The sequence below is a fragment of the Micromonospora sp. NBC_01796 genome (genome assembly GCF_035917455.1).
GTDB lineage: Bacteria > Actinomycetota > Actinomycetes > Mycobacteriales > Micromonosporaceae > Micromonospora_G.
On the sequence record NZ_CP109078.1, the window covers coordinates 4,996,204 to 5,021,388 of the forward strand.

General features: G+C 72.0%; 19 protein-coding genes and 1 pseudogene. 9 read left to right on the forward strand and 11 right to left on the reverse strand.

The genetic code is table 11. The features are described from left to right. Positions 1-59 precede the first annotated feature (59 nt). Together OIE47_RS23140 and lipA are read right to left on the reverse strand one after the other, a co-directional pair. Positions 60-1,577, reverse strand: a complete 1,518-nt coding sequence (locus tag OIE47_RS23140; RefSeq protein WP_326556627.1) for an NAD(P)/FAD-dependent oxidoreductase — start codon at positions 1,575-1,577, stop codon at positions 60-62. Positions 1,578-1,812: 235 nt separating this feature from the next. Further along, positions 1,813-2,844, reverse strand: coding sequence for a lipoyl synthase (gene lipA / locus OIE47_RS23145; RefSeq protein ID WP_326556628.1), 1,032 nt, complete (start codon positions 2,842-2,844; stop codon positions 1,813-1,815). 435 nt (positions 2,845-3,279) lie between these two features. Here lipA and aspS point away from each other — a divergent pair, with 435 nt between their 5' ends. Next, positions 3,280-4,605 (forward strand): aspartate--tRNA(Asn) ligase, encoded by a 1,326-nt coding sequence (gene aspS / locus OIE47_RS23150; protein ID WP_326556629.1) that lies wholly within the window; start codon positions 3,280-3,282, stop codon positions 4,603-4,605. Positions 4,606-4,675: 70 nt separating this feature from the next. Here aspS and lipB read toward each other — a convergent pair whose 3' ends face one another. Further along, a complete protein-coding gene (lipB, locus tag OIE47_RS23155) occupies positions 4,676-5,314 on the reverse strand; it encodes a lipoyl(octanoyl) transferase LipB (RefSeq protein WP_326556630.1) in 639 nt (212 codons plus the stop codon). Positions 5,315-5,529: 215 nt separating this feature from the next. On the opposite strand from lipB, the gene OIE47_RS23160 reads away from it, so the two are divergent. Continuing rightward, on the forward strand, positions 5,530-6,465 hold the full coding sequence (locus OIE47_RS23160; RefSeq protein ID WP_326556631.1) for a hypothetical protein: 936 nt from the start codon (positions 5,530-5,532) through the stop codon (positions 6,463-6,465). A gap of 56 nt (positions 6,466-6,521) precedes the next feature. On the opposite strand, the gene OIE47_RS23165 is transcribed toward OIE47_RS23160, so the two are convergent. Continuing rightward, positions 6,522-8,372, reverse strand: coding sequence for a DUF2079 domain-containing protein (locus OIE47_RS23165; RefSeq protein WP_442791980.1), 1,851 nt, complete (start codon positions 8,370-8,372; stop codon positions 6,522-6,524). 119 nt (positions 8,373-8,491) lie between these two features. On the opposite strand from OIE47_RS23165, the gene OIE47_RS23170 reads away from it, so the two are divergent. The 3 genes from OIE47_RS23170 (at position 8,492) to OIE47_RS23180 (ending at position 11,548) form a co-directional block, all read left to right on the forward strand. Beyond that, positions 8,492-9,466, forward strand: coding sequence for an ATP-binding protein (locus tag OIE47_RS23170; protein WP_326556632.1), 975 nt, complete (start codon positions 8,492-8,494; stop codon positions 9,464-9,466). Between the two features lie 47 nt (positions 9,467-9,513). Beyond that, complete coding sequence (locus OIE47_RS23175) at positions 9,514-9,906, forward strand: SCO5389 family protein (RefSeq protein WP_326556633.1); 393 nt, start codon at positions 9,514-9,516, stop codon at positions 9,904-9,906. Between the two features lie 184 nt (positions 9,907-10,090). After that, positions 10,091-11,548, forward strand: a complete 1,458-nt coding sequence (locus tag OIE47_RS23180; protein ID WP_326556634.1) for an extracellular catalytic domain type 1 short-chain-length polyhydroxyalkanoate depolymerase — start codon at positions 10,091-10,093, stop codon at positions 11,546-11,548. Between the two features lie 61 nt (positions 11,549-11,609). On the opposite strand, the gene OIE47_RS23185 is transcribed toward OIE47_RS23180, so the two are convergent. From OIE47_RS23185 to lpdA, 3 genes are all read right to left on the reverse strand, one after another. Beyond that, positions 11,610-12,509, reverse strand: coding sequence for a TIGR01777 family oxidoreductase (locus OIE47_RS23185; RefSeq protein ID WP_326556635.1), 900 nt, complete (start codon positions 12,507-12,509; stop codon positions 11,610-11,612). Positions 12,510-12,645: 136 nt separating this feature from the next. After that, the gene (sucB, locus tag OIE47_RS23190; RefSeq protein WP_326556636.1) at positions 12,646-14,463 is read right to left on the reverse strand and encodes a 2-oxoglutarate dehydrogenase, E2 component, dihydrolipoamide succinyltransferase; all 1,818 of its coding nucleotides are present in this window, start codon (positions 14,461-14,463) and stop codon (positions 12,646-12,648) included. Positions 14,464-14,536: 73 nt separating this feature from the next. Then, entirely contained in the window at positions 14,537-15,925 is a 1,389-nt protein-coding gene (gene lpdA, locus OIE47_RS23195; RefSeq protein WP_326556637.1) for a dihydrolipoyl dehydrogenase, read from the reverse strand. A 226-nt stretch (positions 15,926-16,151) separates the two neighbouring features. Between lpdA and OIE47_RS23200 the strand changes: the two genes are divergently transcribed. Then, positions 16,152-16,478, forward strand: a complete 327-nt coding sequence (locus OIE47_RS23200) for a hypothetical protein (protein WP_326556638.1) — start codon at positions 16,152-16,154, stop codon at positions 16,476-16,478. Positions 16,479-16,541: 63 nt separating this feature from the next. On the opposite strand, the gene OIE47_RS23205 is transcribed toward OIE47_RS23200, so the two are convergent. Next, positions 16,542-18,131, reverse strand: coding sequence for a leucyl aminopeptidase (locus OIE47_RS23205; RefSeq protein WP_326556639.1), 1,590 nt, complete (start codon positions 18,129-18,131; stop codon positions 16,542-16,544). Positions 18,132-18,316: 185 nt separating this feature from the next. Here OIE47_RS23205 and gcvT point away from each other — a divergent pair, with 185 nt between their 5' ends. Beyond that, positions 18,317-19,459, forward strand: a complete 1,143-nt coding sequence (gene gcvT, locus OIE47_RS23210; RefSeq protein ID WP_326556640.1) for a glycine cleavage system aminomethyltransferase GcvT — start codon at positions 18,317-18,319, stop codon at positions 19,457-19,459. Between the two features lie 53 nt (positions 19,460-19,512). Here gcvT and OIE47_RS23215 read toward each other — a convergent pair whose 3' ends face one another. The 3 genes and pseudogenes from OIE47_RS23215 to OIE47_RS23225 form a co-directional block, all read right to left on the reverse strand. After that, positions 19,513-20,796, reverse strand: a complete 1,284-nt coding sequence (locus OIE47_RS23215; protein ID WP_326556641.1) for a DUF2314 domain-containing protein — start codon at positions 20,794-20,796, stop codon at positions 19,513-19,515. 67 nt (positions 20,797-20,863) lie between these two features. Continuing rightward, on the reverse strand, positions 20,864-21,637 hold the full coding sequence (locus tag OIE47_RS23220; protein ID WP_326556642.1) for an adenosylcobinamide-GDP ribazoletransferase: 774 nt from the start codon (positions 21,635-21,637) through the stop codon (positions 20,864-20,866). A 103-nt stretch (positions 21,638-21,740) separates the two neighbouring features. Continuing rightward, positions 21,741-23,729: pseudogene (locus tag OIE47_RS23225) on the reverse strand (bifunctional adenosylcobinamide kinase/adenosylcobinamide-phosphate guanylyltransferase); the annotation flags it as partial. A 370-nt stretch (positions 23,730-24,099) separates the two neighbouring features. Here OIE47_RS23225 and OIE47_RS23230 point away from each other — a divergent pair. Together OIE47_RS23230 and OIE47_RS23235 are read left to right on the forward strand one after the other, a co-directional pair. Next, positions 24,100-24,300: a hypothetical protein gene (locus tag OIE47_RS23230; RefSeq protein WP_326556643.1), complete on the forward strand. Its 201-nt coding sequence runs from the start codon at positions 24,100-24,102 to the stop codon at positions 24,298-24,300. 5 nt (positions 24,301-24,305) lie between these two features. Next, positions 24,306-25,109: a site-2 protease family protein gene (locus OIE47_RS23235; protein WP_326556644.1), complete on the forward strand. Its 804-nt coding sequence runs from the start codon at positions 24,306-24,308 to the stop codon at positions 25,107-25,109. Positions 25,110-25,185: the final 76 nt, after the last annotated feature.

Below are 25,185 nucleotides of genomic sequence, written 5' to 3' on the forward strand. Positions count from 1 at the left end.
GGATCTCGTTCACCCGCGGCCACCGGTCCCGGCGCCGCCCACCTCCGACCGCCCGGCGGCTACCGGGTCCGCTCGCCGGTACGCGAACCGCTCGGCTGCTTCGGCAGCACCGGCGCCGACCGTCCGGTGCCGTGGTTCCCCGAACCCGAACCCGAGCCGGAGTCCTTCTCCTCGTGGTACTCCTCCTCGACGTTGACCTGCCACACGTCGTGGGTGGTGCCGTCGAGGATGTTCTCCGCGGTCAGCATCGCGGTCAGCATCGAGTGGTCCTGGTTGTTGTACCGGTGCATCCCGTTACGCCCGACCGGGTGCACGTTCGGCACCGCCTCGGCCAGCCAGCCCCGGATCGTGTTGATCGCGTCCTCGTACCCCTCGTCGTAGACCGGGTACGCCTTCGGCATCCGGACCACGTACCCGGCGCTGACCGCACCCGGCGTGGCCAGGCCCAGTCGCTCCAACTCCTCGGTGCCGAGCGCGACCAGATCGGTGTCGTCCTGCTCCCACAGGTCGTCGCCCTCGAAGACGAAGTACTCCAGCCCCAGGCAGGTGAAACCGTCCCGGACCAGGTACGGCGACCAGGAGCCGAAGTTCTGGATCCGGCCGACCCGTACGCCGGGGGTGTGCACGTAGATCCAGTTGTCGGGGAACCCGGCCTCGGCCGGAACCACCAGGGCGATGGTGAGGAAGTCGCGGTAGCGCAGGGCCTCGGCCGCGGCCAGGACCTCCGGCGGTGCCGGCGGGTCCATGATCTGCACCAACTGGGACAGCGGCATGGTCGACACGACGTGGTCGGCGTCGTACCGCTTCGCCCCGTCGGCGTCGGTCACGGTCACCCCGACCGCCCGACCCTCGGCCCGGTGTACGGCCGTCGCCCACGACTGCATAGTGACCGTGCCACCGGCCTTGGTCACGTGCTCGGCGGCCCGCTCCCACATCATGCCGGGGCCGAACTTCGGGTACTGGAACTCCTCGATCAGGCTGGTGATGTCCTTCTGGTTGCGCTTGGGCAGCAACGCGTTGATCACCGCACTGGAGAGCGAGAGGTTCTTGATCCGCTGGGCCGCCCAGGCCGCCTGCAACTCGGTGGCGGGCATCCCCCACAGCTTCTCGGTGTACGTCTTGAAGAACTTGGTGTAGAGCCGGGTGCCGAACCGGGCCGACGTCCAGCCCTCGAAGTGGCTCTGGTCCTTCGGCGGGTTGATCCGCGCCCACGCGTACGAGCCGACGCACCGGACCGCCTCGAACACCCCCAGGTTGCGCAGCGCGTTGCCGGCCTTGAGCGGGTAGTCGAACAGCTTGCCGTCGTAGTAGATGCGGCTCATCCGGGGCCGGAGCAGGAAGTCCTCGTCCGGCAGGATCTCGTGCCACAACGCCTCGACCTGCGAGACCTTGGTGAAGAACCGGTGCCCGCCGATGTCGAAACGCCAGCCGTCCCGCTCCACCGTGCGGCTGATCCCCCCGACCACGTCGTCTGCCTCGAAGACCTGCACCGAGGCGTTCCGCTTGGTCAGCGCGTACGCCGCGGTCAGTCCGGCCGGGCCGGCTCCGATGATCACGGTATGGGGCGTGGTCGCCATGATGCTATTCATCACCTTCGACGCGTTGGCGGCAACCCCGGTACCGAAACAGACCGATGCCCGTCAATGCGTGCGCGGTCGCCACGGGCCCGCTGGGGCTGAGGCTGGACGGCCGGAATCTAACACGTGTGACGGGTTTCGGACGTGCTGCGTCCCCACGAACAAAAGCGACCGGGGTGCGTGCCACGCCCGTTTCGGCGTAACGCGCACCCCGGTTCGGCGTACGGAAAAGAGGTCAGCCGGCGAGCGCGGCGACGCTGCCCTGCCGGGCGTCGAGCGCCTGCTGGTACAGCCGACCCGCCCGGTACGACGAGCGCACCAGCGGCCCGCTCATCACCCCGGCGAAACCGATCTGCTCCGCCTCGGCGGCCAGCTCGACGAACTCCTCCGGCTTCACCCAACGCTCCACCGGGTGGTGGCGCGGGGTCGGGCGCAGGTACTGCGTGATGGTGATCAGCTCGCAGCCGGCCGCGTGCAGGTCGCGCAGCGCCTGGGAGATCTCCTCGCGCTGCTCGCCCAGCCCGAGGATCAGGTTGGACTTGGTCACCAGACCGGCCGCACGGGCCTGGGTGATGACGTCCAGGGACCGCTCGTAACGGAAACCGGGCCGGATCCGCTTGAAGATCCGGGGCACGGTCTCCACGTTGTGGGCCAGGACCTCCGGCCGGGAACCGAACACCTCGGCGAGCTGCTGCGGGTCGCCGTTGAAGTCGGGGATCAGCAACTCGACGCCGCAACCGCCCTGGAGGGCGTGGATCTGGCGGACCGTCTCGGCGTAGAGCCAGGCACCACCGTCGGGCAGGTCGTCGCGGGCCACCCCGGTCACCGTCGCGTACCGCAGGCCCATGGTGGCGACCGACTCACCGACCCGGCGCGGCTCGTCGGCGTCGAACTCGGCCGGCTTGCCGGTGTCGATCTGGCAGAAGTCGCAACGGCGGGTGCACTGGTCACCGCCGATGAGGAAGGTCGCCTCGCGGTCTTCCCAACACTCGTAGATGTTGGGGCAGCCGGCCTCCTGACAGACCGTGTGCAGCCCCTCCCGGGAGACCAGGCTGCGAAGCTGGGTGTACTCCGGACCCATCTTCGCCTTGACCTTGATCCACGGCGGCTTCCGCTCGATCGGCGTCGCCGCGTTGCGCGCCTCGACGCGGAGCAGGCGGCGCCCCTCGGGTGCCGCGGGTCCGGTGGTCCGAGGGCCCGAAGCGGTGGCGACGTTGCCGGCCGGCTGCGGCGCGGCAGTCGGCGTTCCGGATTGCTCGATGGTCACGAATCCGAGCCTACGCGTAGCAGGTGGTCGGTGGCGGCGTAGGCGACGGGGCTCACTACCCGTTGGTTGTGATCGCACTCACCCACCCCCGGAGAAACCCGCTCCCGGGCCCGACCGGCGCCTGTTAGGGTCTCCCGCAACAGCGACGACGGAGCCGAGTAACGGTACGACCAGCGGGGCGCAGAGAGTCACCGGTAGCTGCGAAGGTGACACCCGTCCGGGCCGTGAAGACCCTCCTGAGCTGCGGGAAGAACGATGTCGGGGCCGCAGGCCACGGCATCCAGTAGAGCCCGCCGACCGGCCCACGTCACGGGCGACGAAAGAGGCCGTCGACGGTTCGCCGCCCGACGGCGAAGGTGTGGTGGCACCGCGAGGTTCCCGCTCGCCCACACCTCCCTGGGGATCGCGTTGCGATTGACGAGGAGGTAACACCACATGCGACGCGTCCTTTCCACCTCCCTGCCCACCCAGGTCGGCGAAACCGTCACCGTTGCCGGCTGGCTGCACCGCCGCCGGCTGCTCAAATCGGTGGCGTTCCTGATCGTGCGCGACGCCGGTGGGCTGACCCAGGTCGTGGTCACCGACCCGGAGCTACGGGCCCGGCTGACCGAACTGCCCGAGGAGACCGTGGTCGAGGTCATCGGCGAGGTCGCCGCGAACCCCGCCGCGCCCGCCGGGGTCGAGCTGGTGAAGCCTTCGGTACGCCTGCTCGGCGAACCCGCCGTACCGCCGCCGTTCGACCTGTACCGGCCGGCCCTGGCCGCCACCCTGCCGACCCAACTCGACCACGCCTCGGTGGCGCTGCGCCACCCGACCCGGTCGGCGCCGCTACGGATCTCCGCCGCCGCCGTGGCCGGTTTCCGGGCCACCCTGGACAACCGCGACTTCGTCGAGGTGCAGACCCCGAAACTGGTCGCCGGCGCGACCGAGAGCGGGGCGAACGTCTTCGCCCTCGACTACTTCGGGCGGCCCGCGTACCTGGCCCAGTCGCCGCAGTTCTACAAGCAGCTGATGGTCGGCGTCTTCGAGCGGGTGTACGAGGTCGGGCCGGTGTTCCGCGCCGAACCGCACGACACCGCCCGCCACCTGGCCCAGTACACCTCACTCGACGTCGAGTTCGGGTTCGTCGACGACCACCGGGACGTGATGGGGATGCTGCGCGAGGTGCTCGCCGGCATGCTCGACTCGGTTGCCGTACGGGCTGCCGGTGCGGTGGCCACCCTCGGGATCGAACTGCCGTCGGTGCCGGCCGAGATCCCGTCGGTGCACTTCACCGAGGCACTGCGGATCGCCGGTGCCGAGCCGGACGAACCCGACCTCGCCCCCGCCCACGAACGGGCACTGGGGGAGTGGGCCCGCGCCGAGTACGGCTCCGACTTCCTCTTCGTCACCGGCTACCCGATGGCGAAGCGACCCTTCTACACCCACCCGGCCCGACCGGGCAGCCCCGAACACCGGCCGGCGCGTACGGGTGCGGTGGAGCCGGCGTACTCGAACGGGTTCGACCTGCTCTTCCGTGGGGTCGAACTGGTCACCGGCGGTCAGCGCCTGCACCGGCACGCCGACTACCTGGCGGCCCTCGCCGCCCGGGGCGAGCCGGTCGGGCCGGTCGAGACCTACGTGGCGGCGTTCCGGCACGGGATGCCGCCGCACGGCGGGTTCGCGATCGGGCTGGAACGGTTCGTCTCCCGGCTGACCGGTGCCGCCAACGTCCGTGAGGTCACCGCCTTCCCGCGCGACCTGCACCGGCTGACCCCGTAGCCGCCCGTCGAACCGGAAGTGCCCCGGGTGTGGTGCAACCCGGGGCACTTCTCGACGCGGTGAGTAGGGGCTAGCCGAGCAGGGTCGGCAGGCGGTGTTCGACCAGGGGGAGCAGATCGGCCACGGTCACCCGGCGGCCGAGTTCGGCGGTGAGCGAGGTGACACCGGCGTCGCGGATCCCGCACGGCACGATCTGGTCGAAAGCGCCCAGGTCGCAGTCGCAGTTGATGGAGAACCCGTGCAGGGTCACGCCACGGGCCACCCGGATGCCGAGAGCGGCGACCTTCCGGGCCGGACCGCGCTCGTCCTGCGCCACCCAGACCCCGCTGCGGCCGTCGATCCGTACCGTGGGCAGGCCCACCTCGGCGCAGACCTCCATCAGCATGTCCTCGGTCCGCCGCACGTACGCGACCACGTCCACCGGATCCGGCAGCTTCACGATCGGGTAGCCGACGAGCTGCCCCGGCCCGTGCCAGGTCAGCTTCCCGCCCCGGTCGACGTCGATCACCGGAGTGCCGTCGATCGGCCGGTCGGCCGGCTCGGTGCGCTTGCCCGCGGTGTAGACGCTCGGGTGTTCCAGCAGCAGGACCGTGTCCGGCTGCTCACCGGCGACCACCGCCGCGTGCAGACGGCGCTGTTCCTCCCAGGCGGCCAGATAGTCGATCTCGCCGACGTGGACGGCCCGCAGGCCGGAAATAGTGCTGGTCACGCCCTCCAGACTAGTCCCGCCCAGCGTCAAAACCCCCGGTGACCGTGCTCACCGCGACCCGGCTGGTTTCCATGATCATGAAGAGTTCGGCTCGTTATAGGCGGCCGAAGTCTTCGTGATCACGGGAGGGCCGGGCTGTGGATGGGGTGGCGTGTCGTCCACAGGGGGAGGGGGAGGGGTGGCGGGAGAGGGGACGGGGGGACAGGGTTTCTCGGGTGTTCGATGAGTTGGTTGTTCGGCAGCACGGGGTGCTGACACGGGCGCAGGCGTACGCGTGTGGGCTGAGCAAGGCGCAGGTGGAAGCGCGAGTACGGGGCGGGCGGTGGCGGTTCCTGTTCGGGCGGGTCCTCGCCACGTTCACCGGTACCCCGCCTCGGGAGGCGCTGCTCTGGGCTGCGGTGTTGCGGGCCGGACGGGGTGCCGTACTCAGTCACGAGACGGCGGGGGAACTTCAGGGACTGGTCGACCGTCCGTCCGACCCGGTTCGGTTGACCGTTCCCGCCGACCGCCGGATCAGCGCTGTGGCCGGGATCGTGGTGCACCTCTCGGCCCGAGCGGCGGCGGCGCGACATCCGACTCGGTTGCCGCCGCAGACCCGGATCGAGGAGACGGTGCTCGACCTGACCCAGCAGGCGGGCACCCTCGATGACGCACTGGGCTGGTTGGCCCGCGCCTGTGGCCGGCGACTCACCACCGCCGACCGGATCCGGAAGGCGATCGGCGGGCGGGCGAAGCTGCGCTGGCGTACGGAACTGCTCGCGGCGCTCGGCGACACCGCCGACGGATGCCATTCACTGCTGGAGTTGCGCTACCTGCGTGACGTCGAGCGGGCGCACGGGCTGCCGACCGGCGTACGCCAGGCGGTGCGCCCCCGCCGTGGCGGCCGGTGGTACGACGACGTCGCCTACGACGCCTGGCGCACCCGCGTGGAACTCGACGGCCGGGCCGCGCATCCGCCCGACCGGCGCTGGCGCGACACCCATCGCGACAACGCCGCCGCAGCAGCCGGCGAAACCACCCTGCGCTACGGCTGGACCGACGTCACCCGAACGCCCTGTGCCACCGCCCACCAGGTGGCACAGGTACTCCGCCACCACGGCTGGCCCCGCCAACCCCGCCCCTGCGGCCCGAACTGCCCGATCCCTCCGTGATCCCGAAGACTTCGGCCGGCTATGGCGAGCCGAACTCTTCCGGATCACGGCGGGGGTCACGCCGGGGGGAGGGGCCAGAGGTAGACGTCGTCGGCGCGTTGGGGTGGGCCGAGGAGGGCGGTGGCGGTTTGGCGGAGGGCGTCTACGTGGACGGGGTACTTGGCGCCGTGTACGCGGTCGGCGAGCACCACCACCTCGACCCGCCAGTGGCGCAGGTCGGCGCGGGCGGTGGCCCGGTCGGCGTCGCTGATCGGTGGCACGACGCCGGTCTGTGCGACCTCGGCGAACAGGGCGTCGGTGAACCGGGGGACCGGGCCGATCCGGCCCCGCCCGTCCGGGCCGCCGGGGCCGAGGAAGAAGCCGGACGGGATGGCGAACTCGCCCTGCCGGTGGGCGAGGGCGTACGCCTGCCAGCGCTGCCCGTCCGGGGTCACGTCGAGGGTGAACGGCAGCGGTGCCAGTACGCCGTTCGCGCTGACGTACTCGCGCCAGTCGCCGGAGGTGATGAACCTCGGGATCGGTTCCCGTTCGATCGTCAGCAGGCTCACCGGCAGCAGCGGCAGGAGGGCGACCGCGAAGCCGACCGTCCAGCCGATCCGAACCCGCCGGTCCAGCCGCGCCTTCGCCAGGTGCTCCACCGCGTACGCGAGCAGCAGGCCGAGTACGGGTGCCACCACCAGGGCGAGTCGGGACGGCAGTGCGGCGTTGAACACCGGCAGCTTGCCGAGCAGCGCGTACGGCAGCGGAAAGTCGAGGATGTGGCCGTCGACCTTGATCCTGGGTCCCCAGGACAGGACGGCGAAGACCGTGGCGGTGACCGCGAGGGCCCGCAGGGTGGCCCGGCGTCCGGCGTCGGCGTGCCGCCAGAGCAGGGCGAGGCAGAGCACCGCGAGGATCAGCAGCGGCAGCCCGAAGAACGAGTTCTCCTCGGTCGGGTTGGGTGCGAGCGAGGAGTCCAGTCCGGCCACGCCGGCCAGCGACCGGGCCGGGAAGGCACCGAAGGCGAGGATGTCCTCGGCGTGGATCCGGGGGTCGAAGCCGGTGCCGTGGTAACGCTGCGGGCCGAGGAAGTGCAACCACAACGGGTACGACAGCAGGGCGAACGCCACCGCCCCGGCAACGGCGAGCCCGCGCAGGAAGGTGGGCAGGGCGGCCCGTGCCTGCGCCCGCCGGCTCCGGTCCAGTGACCAGGTGCCGAGCCACACCGCGCAGGCCAGGGCGGTGAAGAACAGTCCCTCGGCGGCGATCGAGAACGTCACCGCGACCAGCACCCCGAGTACGACGCCGTTGCGTACCCAGCGTCCCTGCGCGTGCAGGTTCAGGACCCGCCAGAGCAGGAGCGGGACCAGCCAGCCGGCGGTCCAGTTCAGGTGGGCGTTGGCGTGCGACACCATGCCGGGGGCGAAGCCGATGAAGAGCCCGCCGAGCAGGGCCGCCGGGCGGTGCCGGACCAGGTGCCGGGAGAGCAGCCAGTACCAGGCGAGCGCGGTCGCGGCCAGGTTGAGCGTGAGTACGACCAGGAAGGTCGCCGGTGGCCCGATCAGGTACGTCAGCGGGGCGAAGACCACGGCGTACACGGTGATCGAGGTGTTGACCGCGAGGTTGACCCCGTCGGGTGCGTTGAGCAGCGACGTGAACAACGGGTCGGCGCCGTGAGTGAACGCGTGCGCACCGTAGGCGAGCAGCCATTCGAAGAGGGCCTGGTCGCTGGAGTTGACCGTGATCGCCCGGCCGTTCGGGTCGCCCCACAGGCCACTGGTCACCCAGACCGCGAGGGCCACCGCCGCGACGAGGGCGAGCAGGTCAACCCGCCTGTCCCGGGGCGCCCCGGTCGGTCGTACGGGTGGTGGCGGCGGGTCGGAACCGGCCGGCGTCGGCCCGGCGACCAGGGACGAGGAGATCGGCACGGGGCGGACGTTACCAATTCTCGTCCGACACGCCCGCGTTGCGCCTAGCCTTGACTGGCTTACTGAAAATGACTATCAATTCAATTGATAGCCGATGCTGTGGCGGAAAGGTCCGTACCGTGAAGATTTCTTTTGTTGGCAAGGGCGGAAGTGGCAAGACCACCCTGGCCGCGCTGTTCGCCCGCCACCTGGCCGGGGCGTCGACATCGCTGCTCGCCGTCGACGCCGACATCAACCAACACCTGGCCGCCGCGCTCGGCGCGACCGAACACGAGGCGCTCACCCTGCCCGCGCTCGGCGACCACCTCGGCGAGATCAAGGAGTACCTGCGCGGTGACAACCCGCGCATCACCTCGGCGGCGGCGATGGTCAAGACCACCCCGCCCGGCCGGGGCTCCCGGCTGCTCCCGGTCACCGGGGCCAACCCGCTCTACGACACCCTGGTCCGCGAGGTGGGCGGGATCCGGCTCGCGGTGACCGGCCCGTTCAGCACCGAGGACCTCGGGGTGGCCTGTTACCACTCCAAGGTCGGCGCGGTGGAACTGCTGCTCAACCACCTGGTCGACGGCCCCGGCGAGTACGTCCTGGTGGACATGACCGCCGGCGCCGACTCGTTCGCCTCCGGCCTGTTCACCCGCTTCGACACCACGTTCCTGGTCTGCGAACCGACCCTGCGCAGCATCGGCGTCTACCGCCAGTACGTCGGCTACGCCCGCGAGTACGGCGTACGGGTGCACGTGGTCGGCAACAAGGTGGACGACGAGTCCGACGTCGAGTTCCTCACCGAACACGTCGGCGCGGACCTGCTCACCTGGATCGGCCGGTCGGCGTACGTCAAGGCCGCCGAGCGGGGCACACCGCAACCGATCTCCGCCCTGGAGCCGGCCAACCTCGGTGCGCTCGAACTGATGCGCGCCACCGTCGACGAGGGCGGCAAGGACTGGGGCACCTACACCCGGCAGGCGGTCGAATTCCACCTGCGCAACGCGACCGCCTGGGCCAACGACCGGGTCGGCGAGGACCTCGCCGGCCAGGTCGACCCGGACTTCGTACTCGGCCCGACGGCGGTGGACCTCGCCGGTCGGGCCGGATGACGACTCCACCCGCACAACCGACAAGCCCCATGACAGAAGGAGAGAGCATGTCCCTCGACGTTTCCGCCGCGCTGCTGGAGCGGGCCGAGGCCGGTCAGGTCGACGACAACGAGTTCGTCGACTGTGTCCGGACCTCACTGCCGTACGCCTGGACCGTGGTTTCCGACGTGGCCGCCCGGTCGGCGGACCCGGCGGTCGAGTTCGCCGACCACGCGGTCCCGCCGCCGAGCGAGGCCGAGCGCGGGCAACTGCTGCGCGCCCTGGCCAGCGACGCCATCCGGGGCGGTCTGGAGCGCCACTTCGGAGTGAAGCTCGCGTTCCAGAACTGCCACCGGGTCGCCGCGTTCAAGCTCGGCGCGGTCGGCGGCGACACCTACCGGCGGTTCATCTCCCCGCTCGCCCAGCTACGCAACCAGTCCCCGGAGCTACGCGACTGCTGACCACGCACGCAGGGGTTCCCGGTCGGTGCGACCGGGGACCCCTGCGGTGTCGCGGCGGCGGGAGGGGCACATGCCGGCGTAGGTGAATATGTGACTGCCAACCATGTCATGGCGCCGTCATGCGGACGTAACGTTCCGGCAACTCGGGGGTGACTCAGTTCACAATTCATCGTCAGGAGACGCCGTGCGCCGCCGCCCATCAGCGTTACTCACCCGGATCGTCCGCGCCGCCGCCGTACCCGTGCTCATCGCCGCGGCGGTCCTCACCGGAGCCGCGCCCGCCCAGGCCGCCAGCCTCACCCAGGTCACCGGCTTCGGCAGCAACCCCGGCAACCTCGGCATGTACGCCTACCGCCCGGACGGCCTGCCGTCGAACGCGCCCCTGGTGGTCGCGTTGCACGGCTGCACCCAGGACGCCAACGGCTACTACACCAACTCCGGTTGGAAGAAGTTCGCCGACCAGTGGAAGTTCGCCGTCATCTTCCCGCAGACCAGCGCGTCCAACGCGGCGAACGCCTGCTTCAACTGGTTCCTCACCGGGGACACCACCCGGGGCCAGGGTGAACCGGCCTCGATCAAGCAGATGGTCGACTACTCGGTGGCCAACTACGGGACCAACCCGGCCCGGGTCTACGTCACCGGCCTGTCCGCCGGTGGGGCGATGACCGCGGCGATGCTCGCCACCTACCCCGACGTGTTCGCCGCCGGTTCGGTGGTCGCCGGGCTGCCGTACCGCTGCGCGACCTCGCAGACCAACGCGTACACCTGCATGTACTCGACGGTCAGCAAGACCCCGCAGCAGTGGGGCGACCTGGTCCGCGCCGGCTACTCCGGCTACACCGGCCCCCGCCCCCGGGTGTCGATCTGGCACGGTCGCTCCGACGCGGTCGTCGTACCGGCCAACGGCACCGAACTGCGCGACCAGTTCACCAACGTGGCGGGCGTCTCCCAGACCCCGACCAGCACCTCTACCCTGCCGGCCAACACCACCCTCGAGGTGTACGGAAACGACGCCGTACGGCTCTACCAGGTGGCGAGCATGGGCCACGGCACCCCGGTCGACCCGGGCTCCGGCGCGGACCAGTGCGGCACCGCTGCGGCGTACTTCCTGGACACCATCTGCTCGGCGTACCGGGACGCGCTCTTCTTCGGCCTCGACGGCGGCTCCACCGATCCGGGCAACCCCGGTCAGCCGGGCGCGCCGGCCACCCCCACCGGCCTCGCCGTCACCGGCACCACCGCCAGCTCGGTCTCGCTGAACTGGGGCGCGGCGAGCGGGGCGAGCGGCTACCACGTCTACCGCAACGGCAGCCGGGTGACCACGACCGCCGTGGGCAGCGCCGCCTACACCGACTCCGGTCTGACCGCCGGAACCACCTACTCGTACGCGGTCAGCGCGGTGAACTCCGCCGGCACCGAGAGCGCCCGTTCCGCCACGGTCTCCGCGACCACCACCGGTGGCACCACGCCCCCGGTCTGCGTCACCGCGACCAACTACGCCCACGTGCAGGCCGGTCGCGCCTACCAGTCCGGCGGGTACGCGTACGCCAACGGCTCCGCCCAGCGGATGGGCCTCTACAACACCTTCTACACCTCGACCCTGAAGCAGACCGGCCCCAACTACTGGGTCATCGGCTGCTGAACCCCCGTCGGTCGGAAAGGGCTCCCCGTCATCGATGACGGGGAGCCCTTTCTCGTTGCCGTCAGTCGTCGAGGGCGGCGCGCAGGGCACCGGGAAGGTCCGGGTGCCGGTACGTGAACCCGGCTCGGGGCAGCACCCCCGGCAGCACCCGGGAACTGGTCAGCGCCTCGACCGCGAGCCCGCCGAGCAGGATCCGCAGGGCGAAGCCGGGAATCGGGAGGACCGCGGGCCGGTGCAGGGCGGCACCGAGTTCCCGGGTGAACTCGTTGTTGGTGACCGGCGCCGGACCCACCACGTTGACCGGTCCCGCGATGTCGTCACGGTCCAGCAGGAACTCCACCGCCCCCAGCCAGTCGGCCAGCGAGATCCACGGCATCCACTGCCGGCCGCCGGCCAGCGGGCCGCCGATGCCGAGCCGGAACGGCAGGAGCTGCGGCTTGAGGAAACCGGCCTCCCGGTGCAGGGCGTACCCGGTGCGCAGCCGGACCACGCGTACGCCGGCACTCTCCGCCGGCCCGGTCGCCGCCTCCCAGACCCGGCACATGTCGGCGAGGAAACCGTCGCCGGCCGGGGTCTCCTCGGTGACCGTCCGATCGCCGGTGTCGCCGTACCAGCCGATCGCGGAGGCGTTCACCAGGACCGCCGGCCGGTCGGTCGGGGGCAGGGCGGCGATCGTCTCGGCCAGCGTCCGGGTGGTGTCCACCCGACTGGTACGCAGCAGTTCGCGGTACCGGTCGGTCCACCGCTGGTCGCCGACTCCGGCGCCGGCCAGGTTGACCACCGCCCCGGTGCCGGCGAGTGCCGTCGGGTCGAGCTGTCCGGCCGCCGGATTCCACTGCACCTGACCGGGGTCGCGCGGGGGATGGCGTACGAGTTGGACGACCTCGTGGCCGCCGGCCCGGAGCCGTTCGATCAGCCGACTGCCGAGGAAGCCGGATGCACCGGCGGCAAGGATCCGCATGCGTCCATCCTGGCAGAGCCCCCGACCGCCGCACGGCGGGCAGCCCGCAAACGGCCACCGGCAGCCTCCTGGAACGGGTCGGGGACCGCGGGGCATCCGCCCCGCGGTCCCCGAGGACCGTGCTGTGTGGTGCCGGTCAGGCCAGTTCGGCCTCGAAGTTGCCGGCCTCCAGCCGCTCCTTCACCGCGGTGAGGAAGCGGGCCGCGTCGGCGCCGTCGACCAGTCGGTGGTCGTAGGAGAGCGCCAGGTAGACCATCGACCGGGGCGCGATGACCTCGCCCAGGTTCGGGTCGTTGACCACGACGGCCCGCTTGACCACCGCGCCGGTGCCGAGGATGGCCGCCTGCGGTGCCGGCACGATCGGGGTGTCGAAGAGCGCCCCCCGGCTGCCGGTGTTGGTGATCGTGAAGGTGGCGCCGGAGATCTCGTCCGGGCTGATCTTGTTGGACCGGGTCCGCTCGGCGACGTCCGCGATCCGCCGGGCCAGGCCGGCGAGGTTGAGGTCACCGGCGTCCTTGATCACCGGTACGAGCAGGCCCTTCTCGGTGTCGACCGCGATGCCCAGGTTCTCGCCCGCCGGGTACGTGATGGTGCCCGCGTCCAGGTCGATCGACGCGTTCACCACCGGGTACGTCTTCAGCGCCTCCACCGCGGCGAGCGCGAAGAAGGGGAGGAAGGAGAGCTTGACGCCGTGCTTGGCCACGAAGTCGTTCTTGGCCTGCTGGCGCAACCGGGCGATCTTGGTGACGTCCACCTCGACCACGGTGGTGAGCTGCGCGGAACTCTGGAGCGACTCGAACATCCGCCGGGCGATGGTGGCCCGGGTCCGGGTGAGCTTCTCGGTCCGGCCCCGCAGCGGGCTCGGCTCGGCCTTCGCGGCGGCCGGCTTGGCAGCCGCCGGAGCGGCAGCAGCGGCCGGAGCCGGGCGGGCCGCCGCGGCACGGGCCTTCTCCGCCGCCTCCAGCACGTCCTGCTTGCGGATCCTGCCGCCCACACCGGTGCCGGTGACCGTCGACAGGTCGACGCCCTGGTCACTGGCGAGCCGGCGGACCAGCGGGGTGACGTAGCCGGCGACGTCCTCGCCGTTGGTCTGCGCGACCGGGGCGGGCGCCGGCCGGGCTGCCGGAGCCGCCTGCTCGGTCTGCACCGGCTTGGTGGACTGCTCGGCCTCGGCCACCGGGGCGGCGTACGACGCACCGGAGACCTGGTCGGGCTGGGCCGCCGGGGCCTGCTCGGCCTTGGGCGCCGGAGCCGGTTCTGCCTTGGCGGGGGCCGGGGTCGGCTCCGGGGCCGGGGTCGCGGCCGGTGCGGCGCCTGCCGTACCGATCACGGCGAGGTCGGCGCCGACAGCGGCGGTCTCGTCCTCGGCGACCTTGATCTCCAGAAGCGTGCCGGCGGCCGGCGACGGGATCTCGGTGTCCACCTTGTCGGTGGAGACCTCGAGCAGCGGCTCGTCGGCCTCGACGGTGTCGCCGACGGCCTTGAGCCACCGGGTGACCGTGCCCTCGGTGACGCTCTCGCCGAGAGCGGGCATCTTGAGTACGGTGCCGCCACCGGTGGCCGGGGCGGTCGCCGCCGGTGCGGGCTCGGCCGCGGCCGGCTCCGGTGCGGGGGCAGCCGCCTGCGGCTCCTCCGCGACCGGCTCGTCCTCGGCGGGTGCCTGCTGGGCGGGCGGGGCGGCCTCGGGAGCCGGGGCGCTGTCGCCGGCCGACTCGTCCTCACCGGAGATGACGGCGAGTTCGCTACCGACCTCGGCGGTCTCGTCCTCGCTCACCACGATCCGGCTCAGCACGCCGGCCGCGGGGGAGGGGATCTCGGTGTCGACCTTGTCGGTCGACACCTCGAGCAGCGGCTCGTCGACCTCGACCCGGTCGCCCTCCTGCTTCAGCCAGCGCGTGACGGTGCCCTCGGTGACGCTCTCGCCGAGCCGGGGCATGGTGACCGATACCGGCATCTCTCAAGACTCCTTCGTGGCCTTTGCGATGGTCACCCGGTTGCCGCCGGGTGTCGCGGAAGATCTGGTGCTGTCAGGCGTGCGCGTGCAACGGCTTGCCGGCCAGGGCGAGGAACGCCTCGCCGAGGGCCTCGGTCTGGGTCGGGTGGGCGTGTACGAGCTGCGCCACGTCGGCCGGGTACGCCTCCCAGTTGAAGATCAACTGAGCCTCGCCGACCAACTCGCCGACCCGGGCGCCGACCATGTGTACGCCGACCACCGGCCCGTCCTCCACCCGTACCAGCTTGACGAAGCCGGCCGTCTTGAGGATCTGGCTCTTGCCGTTGCCGCCGAGGTTGTAGTTGTACGTCGACACCTTGTCGGCGCCGTACTTCTCCTTGGCCTTCGCCTCGGTGAGGCCGACGGAGGCAAGCTCGGGGTCGGAGTAGGTGACCCGCGGGATGCCGTTCTCGTCGATCACGGCGGGGTTCAGCCCGGCGATCTCCTCCGCGACGAAGATGCCCTGCTGGAAACCGCGGTGGGCGAGCTGGAGGCCGGGGACGATGTCACCGACGGCGAAGATGTTCGCCACCCCGGTACGCAGCCGCTCGTCGGTCAGCACGAAGCCCCGGTCGACCTTGACGCCCTGCTCCTCGTAACCGAGGTTGGCGGTGGTCGGGCCACGGCCGACCGCGACCAGCAGCAGCTCGGCCTCGAAGGTCTCGCCGCCCTCGATGGTCGCCTTGACCCCGGTCTCGGTCCGCTCGACCTTCTCGAACCGCTTGCCGGTCTTGAAGTTGATGCCGCGCTTGCGGAAGGCGCGCTCGAGGGCCTTCGAGGACTCCTCGTCCTCGGCGGCGACCAGTCGGGGCAGCGCCTCGATGATCGTCACGTCCACCCCGAACGAGCGCCACACGCTGGCGAACTCGACGCCGATGACGCCGCCGCCCAGGACGATCGCGGAACTCGGCACCCGGTCGAGCACCAGGGCGTGGTCACTGGTGATCACCCGCTCGCCGTCGACCTCGAGGCCGGGCAGGCTGCGGGCGTACGAGCCGCTGGCCAGGATGATGTTGCGTCCGGTGTAGCGGCGGCCGTCCACCTCGACGGTGTCCGGGCCGACCAGCTTGCCGTGCCCCTCCACGACGGTGATCTTCGCGCTCTTGATCAGGCCCTGGAGGCCCTTGTAGAGGCGGGAGATGACCCCGTCCTTGTACGCGTTCACCCCGGACATGTCGACCCCGATCAGCTCGGCCTTGATGCCGAACTGCTCGGACTCGCGGGTCTGGTCGGCGATCTCCGCCGCGTGCAGCAGAGCCTTCGTGGGGATGCACCCGTTGTGCAGGCAGGTCCCACCGAGCTTGCCCTTTTCGATCAGCGCGACCGACAGGTCCAGCTGCGCGGCGCGCAGCGCCGCCGCGTACCCCCCGCTGCCACCGCCGAGAATGACAACATCGAAGGTTTCGCCGTTCGGCTCGCTCACAGTTAACTCCCAGGTCGCGTCGCTGCCACGAGGGCCATGCCAATGGAAACGGGCATTTCGTCCTCACCGACCGTTGCATTCCGGCCGGATACCTTCTACCTGGGCCATCTTGTCACTTGCAGTCCCGCGCCGCGTAACTGAGGTGCCCAAGGACACGTCCGTTCCACGTACTCTTTGCCCAACCACCGGACACGGCCGGCACGGGTGGGCGGGAGGAGAAGAGCGGGTGGCCTGGTTTAGGCGCCGCAAGCAGGGCGGCAACGCGGCAGGTGATCGCGTTGCGAACCGCGGGGACGTGGAGCACCTGGAGCAGTTCGTCAAGTCGAGACGGGGTGTCGAGGCGTTCATCGAGCCGCGTACGACGGTGACCGAGACGACAGTGATGTTGATCGCGTCGGACGGGGAGTGGACCCGGCGCCGGATCGACAGCCCGGAGGGCGCCCGCCGGTTCGCCCACAAGATGGCGATCCCGATCTACGACGTCCGACTGGTCGGCTACCCGCAGCGGATGCGCGACTTCAACGAACGCCGCAAGAGAAATGCGGGTGCCTGAGCCGCATCGGAAGTGCGACGACCCCCGGCCGAGCGTGGCCGGGGGTCGGTTCGCGTGTGGCGGTCAGTTGTTGGCGGCGATGTCCTCGACCAGGTGCAGCAGGGTCCGTACCGGGACCGCGGTCCCGCCCTTGGTCCAGTAACCGGTCGGCTCACCCGAGTGGTAACTCGGGCCGGCGATGTCGATGTGCGCCCAGTCGACCCCGTCGGTGACGAACTCGCGCAGGAAGACGCCGCCCTGCAGCATGTGACCGGCCCGGTCCATGCCCGCGTTGACCTGGGAGATGTCGGCGACGTCCGAGTCCATGCCCTTGCGTACGTCCTCCGGCAGCGGCATCGGCCAGGCCGGCTCGCCGACCGCGTCACCGGCGGTGCGTACCCGGGTGCACAGCTCCGGCGTACCCATCACCCCGGCGACCCGCTTGCCCAGCGCGACCACCTGGCCACCGGTCAGGGTGGAGGTCTCCAGCAGGTAGTCGCAGCCGTCCGCGCAGGCCCGGGCGATCGCGTCGGCCAGGATCATCCGGCCCTCGGCGTCGGTGTTGAGCACCTCGACCCGCTTGCCGTCGAACATGGTGACCACGTCGCCGGGGCGGTAGCTGCTCGCCGACGGCATGTTCTCCGCCATCGGCAGGTACGCCTGGACCGACACGGCCGGCTTCAGCTCCGCGATGGCGAGCATGGTGGCGGCGACCGCCGCCGCGCCGGCCATGTCGGACTTCATCTCCCACATGCCCTGCGCCGGCTTGATCGAGACGCCACCGGTGTCGAAGGTGATGCCCTTGCCGACGAGCGCGATCCGCTTCCCGGCCCCGGCGGTGCCGGCCGGGGGCTGGTAGCTCAGCTTGACCAGCCGCGGCGGGGCGTCCGAGCCCTGCCCGACCGCGACGATGCCGCCGTAACCACCGTCCGCGAGGGCCTTCTCGTCCAGCACCTCGACGGTCAGCCCGGCCGCGTTGGCGGCGGCCACCACCGAGTCGGCGAACGACGGCGGGCGCAGCTCGTTCGGGGCGGTGTTCACCCAGTCCCGGGTCCGGGCGACGGCGGCGGCGACCACGGTCGCGCGGGCGATCTCGGCGCGGGCGGTCGCGTCGGCGGCGTCCGGCACGTGCACCGAAACCTCCACCACCGGGGTACGGCGGGTCGGCTGCGGGCGGGTCTTGTAACCGGTGAACCGGTAACCGCCGATGAGCGCGCCCTCGGCCACCGCGCGCAGCGCGGCCGGGGCGTCCTCGTCGTCCGGCACCGGCAGGCTCAGCGCCACCCGGTCCGCGCCGGCCAGGGCCCGGATCGCGGACCCCGCCGCCCGGCGCAGGATTTCCGGGGCGGGGGCGGCACCGGTCGGCTCGGCACCCAGGCCCACGGCCACGACCAGCGGTGCGGTCACCGTACCGAGCGTTGCGAGCTTGATCACCTCGCCCGGGGCGCCGGTCGCGCCGAGCAGGGCCAGGGTCTCGGTCAGGCGCCCGTCGAACGCGGCGGCGATGCTCTCCGCCCCGGTCGCCAGCAGCAGCGTGCCGGCGTACCCGCCGGGCCCCTCACCCCCGGTGTCCGCGGATCCGCTCTGGCTGTGCACGCCGATGACAAGAGCGTCGACGGGAAGCTCCGCGGGGTCGGTGTCGACCAGGCTGAGGGTGGTGCTGGGCGATGTCACTCGGCGTCTCCGGACGGGCTTGGCCGGCCGCGTTGTGCGCGGTCCGGCGACGAAGGTCTCCGGCGAACCTACCCGCCGGAGAGGTCGGCTGTCCCAGCGACTGTCGCCGAAGGGATCCCGCCGATGTTAATCACCAGGTCGAGCCCCGGTGAGCCAGGAGGGCGCCCCCCGGTAAGTTGCCAACCATGACCGACCTGACCACGCCCGCCGCCGACGCGCTGCTCCGCTCACCCCTGCACGAGCGGCACGCCGCGCTGGGCGCCAAGTTCGCCGCCTTCGGCGGCTGGTCCATGCCGCTGGAGTACGCCGGCGGCGGGGTGCTCAAGGAGCACACCGCGGTCCGCGAGGCGGTCGGCGTGTTCGACGTCTCCCACCTGGGCAAGGCGCGGGTCACCGGTCCCGGTGCGGCCGACTTCGTCAACGCCTGCCTCAGCAACGACCTGGGCCGGATCGGCCCCGGCCGGGCCCAGTACACGCTCTGCTGCGACGAGGCCACCGGCGGCGTGGTGGACGACATCATCGCCTACCTCTACGGCGACGAGCACGTCTTCCTCATCCCGAACGCGGCCAACACCGCCGAGGTGGTCCGCCGCCTGCGCGCCGCCGCCCCCGCCGGGGTCACCGTCACCGACGAACACCGGGCGTACGCGGTCCTCGCGGTGCAGGGGCCGCGCTCGGCCGACCTGCTCGGCGCGCTCGGCCTGCCGACCGAACACGACTACATGAGCTTCTCCACCGCCACCCTCGCGGTCGGCGACGGCGAGCCGGTCGAACTGGTGGTGTGCCGGACCGGATACACCGGCGAACACGGGTACGAACTCGTCGTACCCGAGGCCGGGGCGACCGCGGTCTGGGACGCCCTGTTCGCCGCCGGTGAGCCGTACGGGCTGCGGGCCTGCGGGTTGGCCGCCCGGGACACGCTGCGTACCGAGATGGGCTACCCGCTGCACGGGCAGGACCTGTCGCTGGAGATCACCCCGGTCCAGGCCCGGTCCGGCTGGGCGGTCGGCTGGAACAAGCCCGCCTTCTGGGGCCGGGACGCGCTGCTGGCGGAGAAGGCGGCCGGACCGCGCCGGCTGCTCTGGGGGCTCGCCGCACAGGACCGGGGCATCCCGCGTCCGGGGATGCGGGTCCTCGCCGGTGACGCCGGGGTCGGCACGGTCACCAGCGGCACGTTCTCCCCGACCAACAAGTCCGGGATCGGGCTCGCCCTGCTGGACACCGACGCCGGGCTCGCCGAGGGCGCGACCGTCGAGGTCGACGTACGCGGCCGGCGCTCGGTGATGAAGGTGGTCCGGCCCCCGTTCGTGCAACCGTCCGTCCGCTGACCGCCGATCGGCGCGCCGGGGACCGGTCCGCCGATCGGGACCACCGGACCGGCTCAGCCGTTGCGGCCGGAGTCCAGTACGGCCTGGGTCCAGCCGCCCTCGACGACCGTGCCCCGGTCCAGTAGCGCCCAGTCGACGACGTCGGCGGTCGCGATCACGACCGGGGCACCGATCCGGACCGCCGGGTCGGCTACCGCGTCGCAGGCGCTGGTGCCGTGGATCAGCTCCGGGCGGTGCCAGGAGTCGACGCCGGCCCAGACGTACTCGGGGCCCTCGGCGGTGACCAGGCCGTACTTGATCAGCAGTTGCAGGTCACCGGCGAGCGAGCCGCCGACGAACCGGTCCCGTACCCCGGTCAGGCCGGCGCGGGCGGTGGCGACGGCCCGCGCCATCGCGTCGTCGCTGCGGTCGTAGCGGATGTCGGAGCGGGGAGCGCCGAACAGGGTGGTGCAGATGCCGGCGAAGTACCGGCTGGGCGGACCCTGGTGCCCGATCGGGGGGAGCAGGGTCAGGAACGAGTCGGCCTCGGGATCGGTGGCCGGGTCGAGTTCCAGCCGCAGGGCGGCCGGGCCGGCGGCGTCGGACTGGCGCGGATAGCCGTACGCGACCGCGATGTCGTGGTCGGTGACGGTGGTGACCACCGGCAGTTGCACGAAGGCGGGCACCTCGATCCCGTTCAGCCCGTCGGTCCAGGTACGCAGCAGTCGCCGGGCGACCCCGGTCATCACCGCACCCCAGCCCCGGGTCAGGTGCCCCGGCACCTCCTGGGCCTGGAGTTCCAGCAGCCCGAACCGGCGCAGGCCCTTGGTGGTGAACCAGAGCCCGCCCTCGGCGGTCGAGTACGGCACCAGCACCCAGTCGACCAGCCGGACCCGGCCCTCGGCGTCGGGCAGCGACCGCAGCGCGGTGGCCGGTTCGAGGAACTGCAGGCCGAACACGTCGACCAGGTCCCCGCCGACCGCGTCCGCCATCGCCGCGCCGACCGCCCGGGCCGCCCACTCGTGCGCCGGTGGCCAGCCCGGCCGGTAGCTCGCCTGGATCACCACCAGGTTGTTGGCGGCGGCGAGCCGGGCGAGTTGTTCGTCGGTGGCGCCGAACGCGGTGAGCAGGTCCGGCGGCAGGTGCGGGAACTCCGACACCGGCCGCAGGTCGACGGTCATCAGCGGGCTGTCCAGCATCTGCCGGGTGAGGTCGTGGACCAGTTCGGTGACCCGGTCGCCGAGTGCCGCCATGGCCTGGGCCGGGGTCACCTCGGGCGGGGTCGAGACCGGTACCAGGTAGGTCGCGGAGAGCGACTCCGGCACCGGCAGAGGCAGGAAATCGTCCGTAATGATCATGACGTGCCCCGCTCGACGAAAAGTAGTGATTCTCTTTCGCGAACGCTACCGAAGATGTCCGGCCGGATCAGCCGGTCAGCACCAGACCGAGGTAGACCAGCGTGGTGACCAGCTCGACCTGGGCACCGAGGACGTCACCGGTGATCCCACCGAACCGCCGTACGGTATGGCGCAGCACCACCAGCCCGCCGACCAGGGCGAGGCCGACCACGACCGGGCCCTGCCACGGGCGGCCCGGCACGGCCGCCACCGCCACACCCGCGACGGCGACGGTGGCCACCGCCAGCGGCACCCGCCCGACGGTCCCGGCGACCAGCGCGCCCAGTCCCTCCGGCCGGGCGGCCGGCACACCCCGCCGGCAGGCCCAGGTCACCGCCAGCCGGCCGGCCGCGCTCGCGGTGACCACGGTCGCCAGCAGGGCCGGCCAGCTCCGGTCCGGCAGCGCCGCGAGCACGCCGACCTGGATCAGGAGTACGAGCACGAGCGCCGCGACCCCGAACGGGCCCACGTCGGGCTTCTTCATGATCTCCAGCGCCGCCGGCCCGGACCGGTACGACCCGAGCGCGTCGACGGTGTCGGCGAGCCCGTCCAGGTGCAGTCCCCGGGTGAACAGGGCTCCGGCGGCGACCGTCACCGCCCCCGCGACCAGCTCCGGGGCACCGGCGGCGGTCGCCCCGAGCAGGATCGCGGCGAGCACCGTACCGAGCAGTGCACCGGTGGCGGGGGCGAGCGTCATCGCCACCGCCGCCGTCTCCCGGTCCACCCTGCCCGTACGCAGCGGCAGGGTGGTGAACGTGGTCAGCGCCAGCCGGGCGCCGGCCGGAATCCTGCGTTCAGGCACCGCGCGAGGCGCCGTCGCCGGCCCGCGCGTCGAATCCCTCGGCCCGTGTTCCGGTGCCGCCCGCCTGCTCGCTGTCCGGACCGGTTCGGTCCTCGGCCCAGGCCCGGTTGTCCGGGTCGCCGGTGGGGGACCAGTCGGGTCGGGCGGGGCCGGGGCCCGCCGGCTCCGGCTCGTCGAACTCGCCGTCGTCGCCGGTCCCGTGCCGGCCGGGTTCGGCACCGAAGCGCTGTTCGTCACCGTCGGGGTGTTCGTCCCCGTCCGGTGATCCGTGCCGGCCCGGCTGCTCGCCGGTGGCCGGCGCCTCGTCCTCCGGTTCGGCCCAGCCGCTCGGTGCCAGGGACGGGTGCCCGCCCACCGACCCGGCCAGGGTCAGCGCCGTACGCAGCAGTGGCAGGGTGGCCAGCGCGGTCGCCCCCTCGCCCAGGTCGAGCTTCAGGTCGAGCAGCGGGGTCAGCCCGAGCACGTCGGCCGCGAGCCGGACCGCCGGATGTCCGCCGTGGTCCGGCAGCAGGCACCAGTGCCGGGACTGCCCGGCGAGATCACGGCTCACCATCCCGGCGGCCACGCCGACCGGACCGTCGAGCAGGACCGGCGTACGCCGGGCGGTCGCACCGAGCAGGATGCCGGCGGCGATCGCGACGTCGCCCCCGCCCAGCTCGGCCAGGATGTCCTTGGGTCCGCGCGGGCTGCGCCGGCTGCGGTGCAGGGCGTCGCGTACGGTCGCGCAGCGGATCATCCAGGCCGCGTCGTCCACCTGGCTGCCGGGGCTGATCACCCGTCCGAGTACGGCGGCCGGCTCGGCACCCGCGGTCGCGGCGAGCACGGCCGCGGTGGCGGCCTCGGTGCCGGCCCCGCAGGAGGCGAGCACGATCACCTCGACCCCGTCGTCCACCGCCTCCTCGGCCAGCCGCCAGCCGTAACGCAGGGCGGACTCGACGGCCTCGGCGGTCAGCGCCGGTCCGTCCTCGATCGGGGCGGCGGTCGGCGCGTCCACCACCTGGAGGCTCGCGCCGACCCCGGCGGCGAGCCGGGCGAGCGGGCCCCTGCCGGCGCGGGCCTGGTCGGCGCGCCGGCCGGACTCACCCGGTACGGTCCCGGCGGCGCTGCCACCGTCGTGGTCACCGTGCAGCAGGAGTACGCGTACCGACCGCCACGGGCGCGGGGTCGGGGTGCCCTGGGTGCCGGCGGCGAAGCCGACCACCCGTTCGAGGTTGCCGAGCCCGGCACCGGGCAGGTCGAGCGTGGCGAGCCGGTCGATCGCCTGCGGACCGGCGTACTCGTCCGGCATCGGCAGGTCCATCCCGGTCTGGATGACCAGTCCGGTGGCGACCATCGGGAGCATCATTGTCGGCGCGGACCAGGGCGAGCTGTCGGCCGGTTTCTCCGGTTCCGGCTCGGGCAGGTGCGGCGTGACCACGTCCGGCGAGGCGACCCGGTTCGACACGTCCGGCGCGGCGACCGGCTGTTCGGTGGCGATCTCGGTGCTGGCCGGTGCGCTCCGGGTCGGGCCGGACTGGCTGGGTACGACCACGTTCGGCTGGGCCGGGCCGGGCTTGAGCCAGGTGGGCTGCCCGGCGACCACCAGGACCACCGCGTCACAGACCTCGGCGACCACCTGGTTCGTGGTGCCGAGGGCGTCGGTGAACGCCCGCCCGATGGTGGTCGTCGGCACCAGGGAGAGCCCGACCTCCGGGCTCACCAGGACCAGCCGGGCGGTGCAGTCCCGGATCGCGGCGGCGAGTTCGGCGATCGTGACCCGGTCGTCGGCGGGCTGGTGAACCGGGTCGAGCAGTACGGTCACCCAGCCGCCGAGGTCGTCGACGAGCAGCGTCTCGTCCGGCCCGGAGCCGGCGATCAGCTCGGCCAGCCGGGACGGATCCTCGGCCGTCTCCTCGGTGGTCCAGCCGGTCGGCCGGCGCAGTTGGTGGGCCTCGATCCGGGCGGCCCACTCCGGGTCGTCCGGTTCGGCCTGCCGCGCGGTCGCGACATAACGGACAGCGGTCGTGTCGCGTACGAGCGACTCGGCGAACTCGGATTTGCCGGAGCGGATCCCGCCGAGCACGAGAACCGTGTTCCAACCGTCAACGGACATGTCCGTACCTTAGAGCGCCCAGCCGGGGATTCGCCTGGGAGGTCGGTCCACCATCGGCGACAACCACACCCCGGCGGCGAGGTATCCCGGTTCGTGCCCTATCCGACCGGTCCGGCGGCGGTGCCGGTTGTGGTCGGGGCGCCGGACCGGTCCGGGCGCGACGCCCGCGGGCCCGCGCCGAACCCCCCACCCCGCCGATCTAGGGCAAATGCGTGCTTGTTGATCTCCATCCACCACCATATGCCCTAGATCGCGGGTGACCCGGCGGTGGTGGGGGTGGGGGGTGGGGCTGCTGCGGGCGATCGACGGTCGCCGCCGGACGGCTAGGCTGGCGGGGTCCGTCGGGGACATCGGTGAGGGGAGACGCAAGATGCCGTGGAGCTGGCGGTACGAGGGCACGGACGGCCAGGCGGTGAGCGGGCCGGACGAGACGTTCGGCAGCCAAGCCGACGCCGAGTCCTGGATCGGCCAGGCCTGGCGTGAACTTTCCGCGTCCGGAGTGACCACGGTGATCCTGCTGGAGGACGAGCGGGTCGAGTACCGGATGAGCCTGCAACCGGTCGCCGAGTGAGTCTGATGGGCTTCGAACACTCGGGCCGCGAACGGCTCGTACTCGGGGTGCCCAGGGAGGCGTTCCGGCCGAGCCCCATCTTCCTGGCCCTGGTCGCCCTCTTCGTGACCAGCGGCGTACTGAGCTGGAACCAGTTCGGTAACGTCCGGTTCGACGTGTTCCTCTTTGTCGTCTCCGGCTGGCTGGTCTCCCTCTGCCTGCACGAGTACGCCCACGCGATCGTCGCCTTCCGCGCCGGGGACCGGGGAGTGGCCCACCGCGGCTACCTCACCCTCAACCCGCTGAAGTACAGCCACCCGCTGCTGTCGATCGTCTTCCCGGTGGTGATCGTCCTGCTCGGCGGCATCGGCCTGCCCGGCGGGGCGGTCTGGGTCGACCACCACCAGATCCCCGGACGGCTGCGGCACACCCTGGTCAGCCTCGCCGGTCCGGCGACCAACGTCCTCTTCGCCCTGGTCCTGGTGCTCCCGTTCGCGTTCACCCTGGACATCGGCGCGCACCCGGAGTTCTGGGCCGGGGTCGCCCTGCTCGGCTTCCTCCAGCTCACCGCGAGCGTGCTCAACCTGCTGCCGGTGCCGGGGCTGGACGGCGGCAACATGCTCTACCCGTGGCTCTCGCCGCAGTGGCGGCGCGGCTACGACCTGATGGCCCCGTACGGCTTCCTGCTGCTGTTCGCCCTGCTCTGGAACCCGCGGATCAGCAACTGGTTCTTCTCGGTGGTGTTCACCGTCGGCGACTGGATCGGCCTGCCCAGCCCGCTCTACGCCGCCGGTTACGACCTGATCCGGTTCTGGCAGGACTGGATGTGACCCGTCCTGCCGTGACGGCGATGCGTCCGTGACGGCGTCCCGGCACCCGCCGCGAGAGCGGGTGCCGGGACGGCAC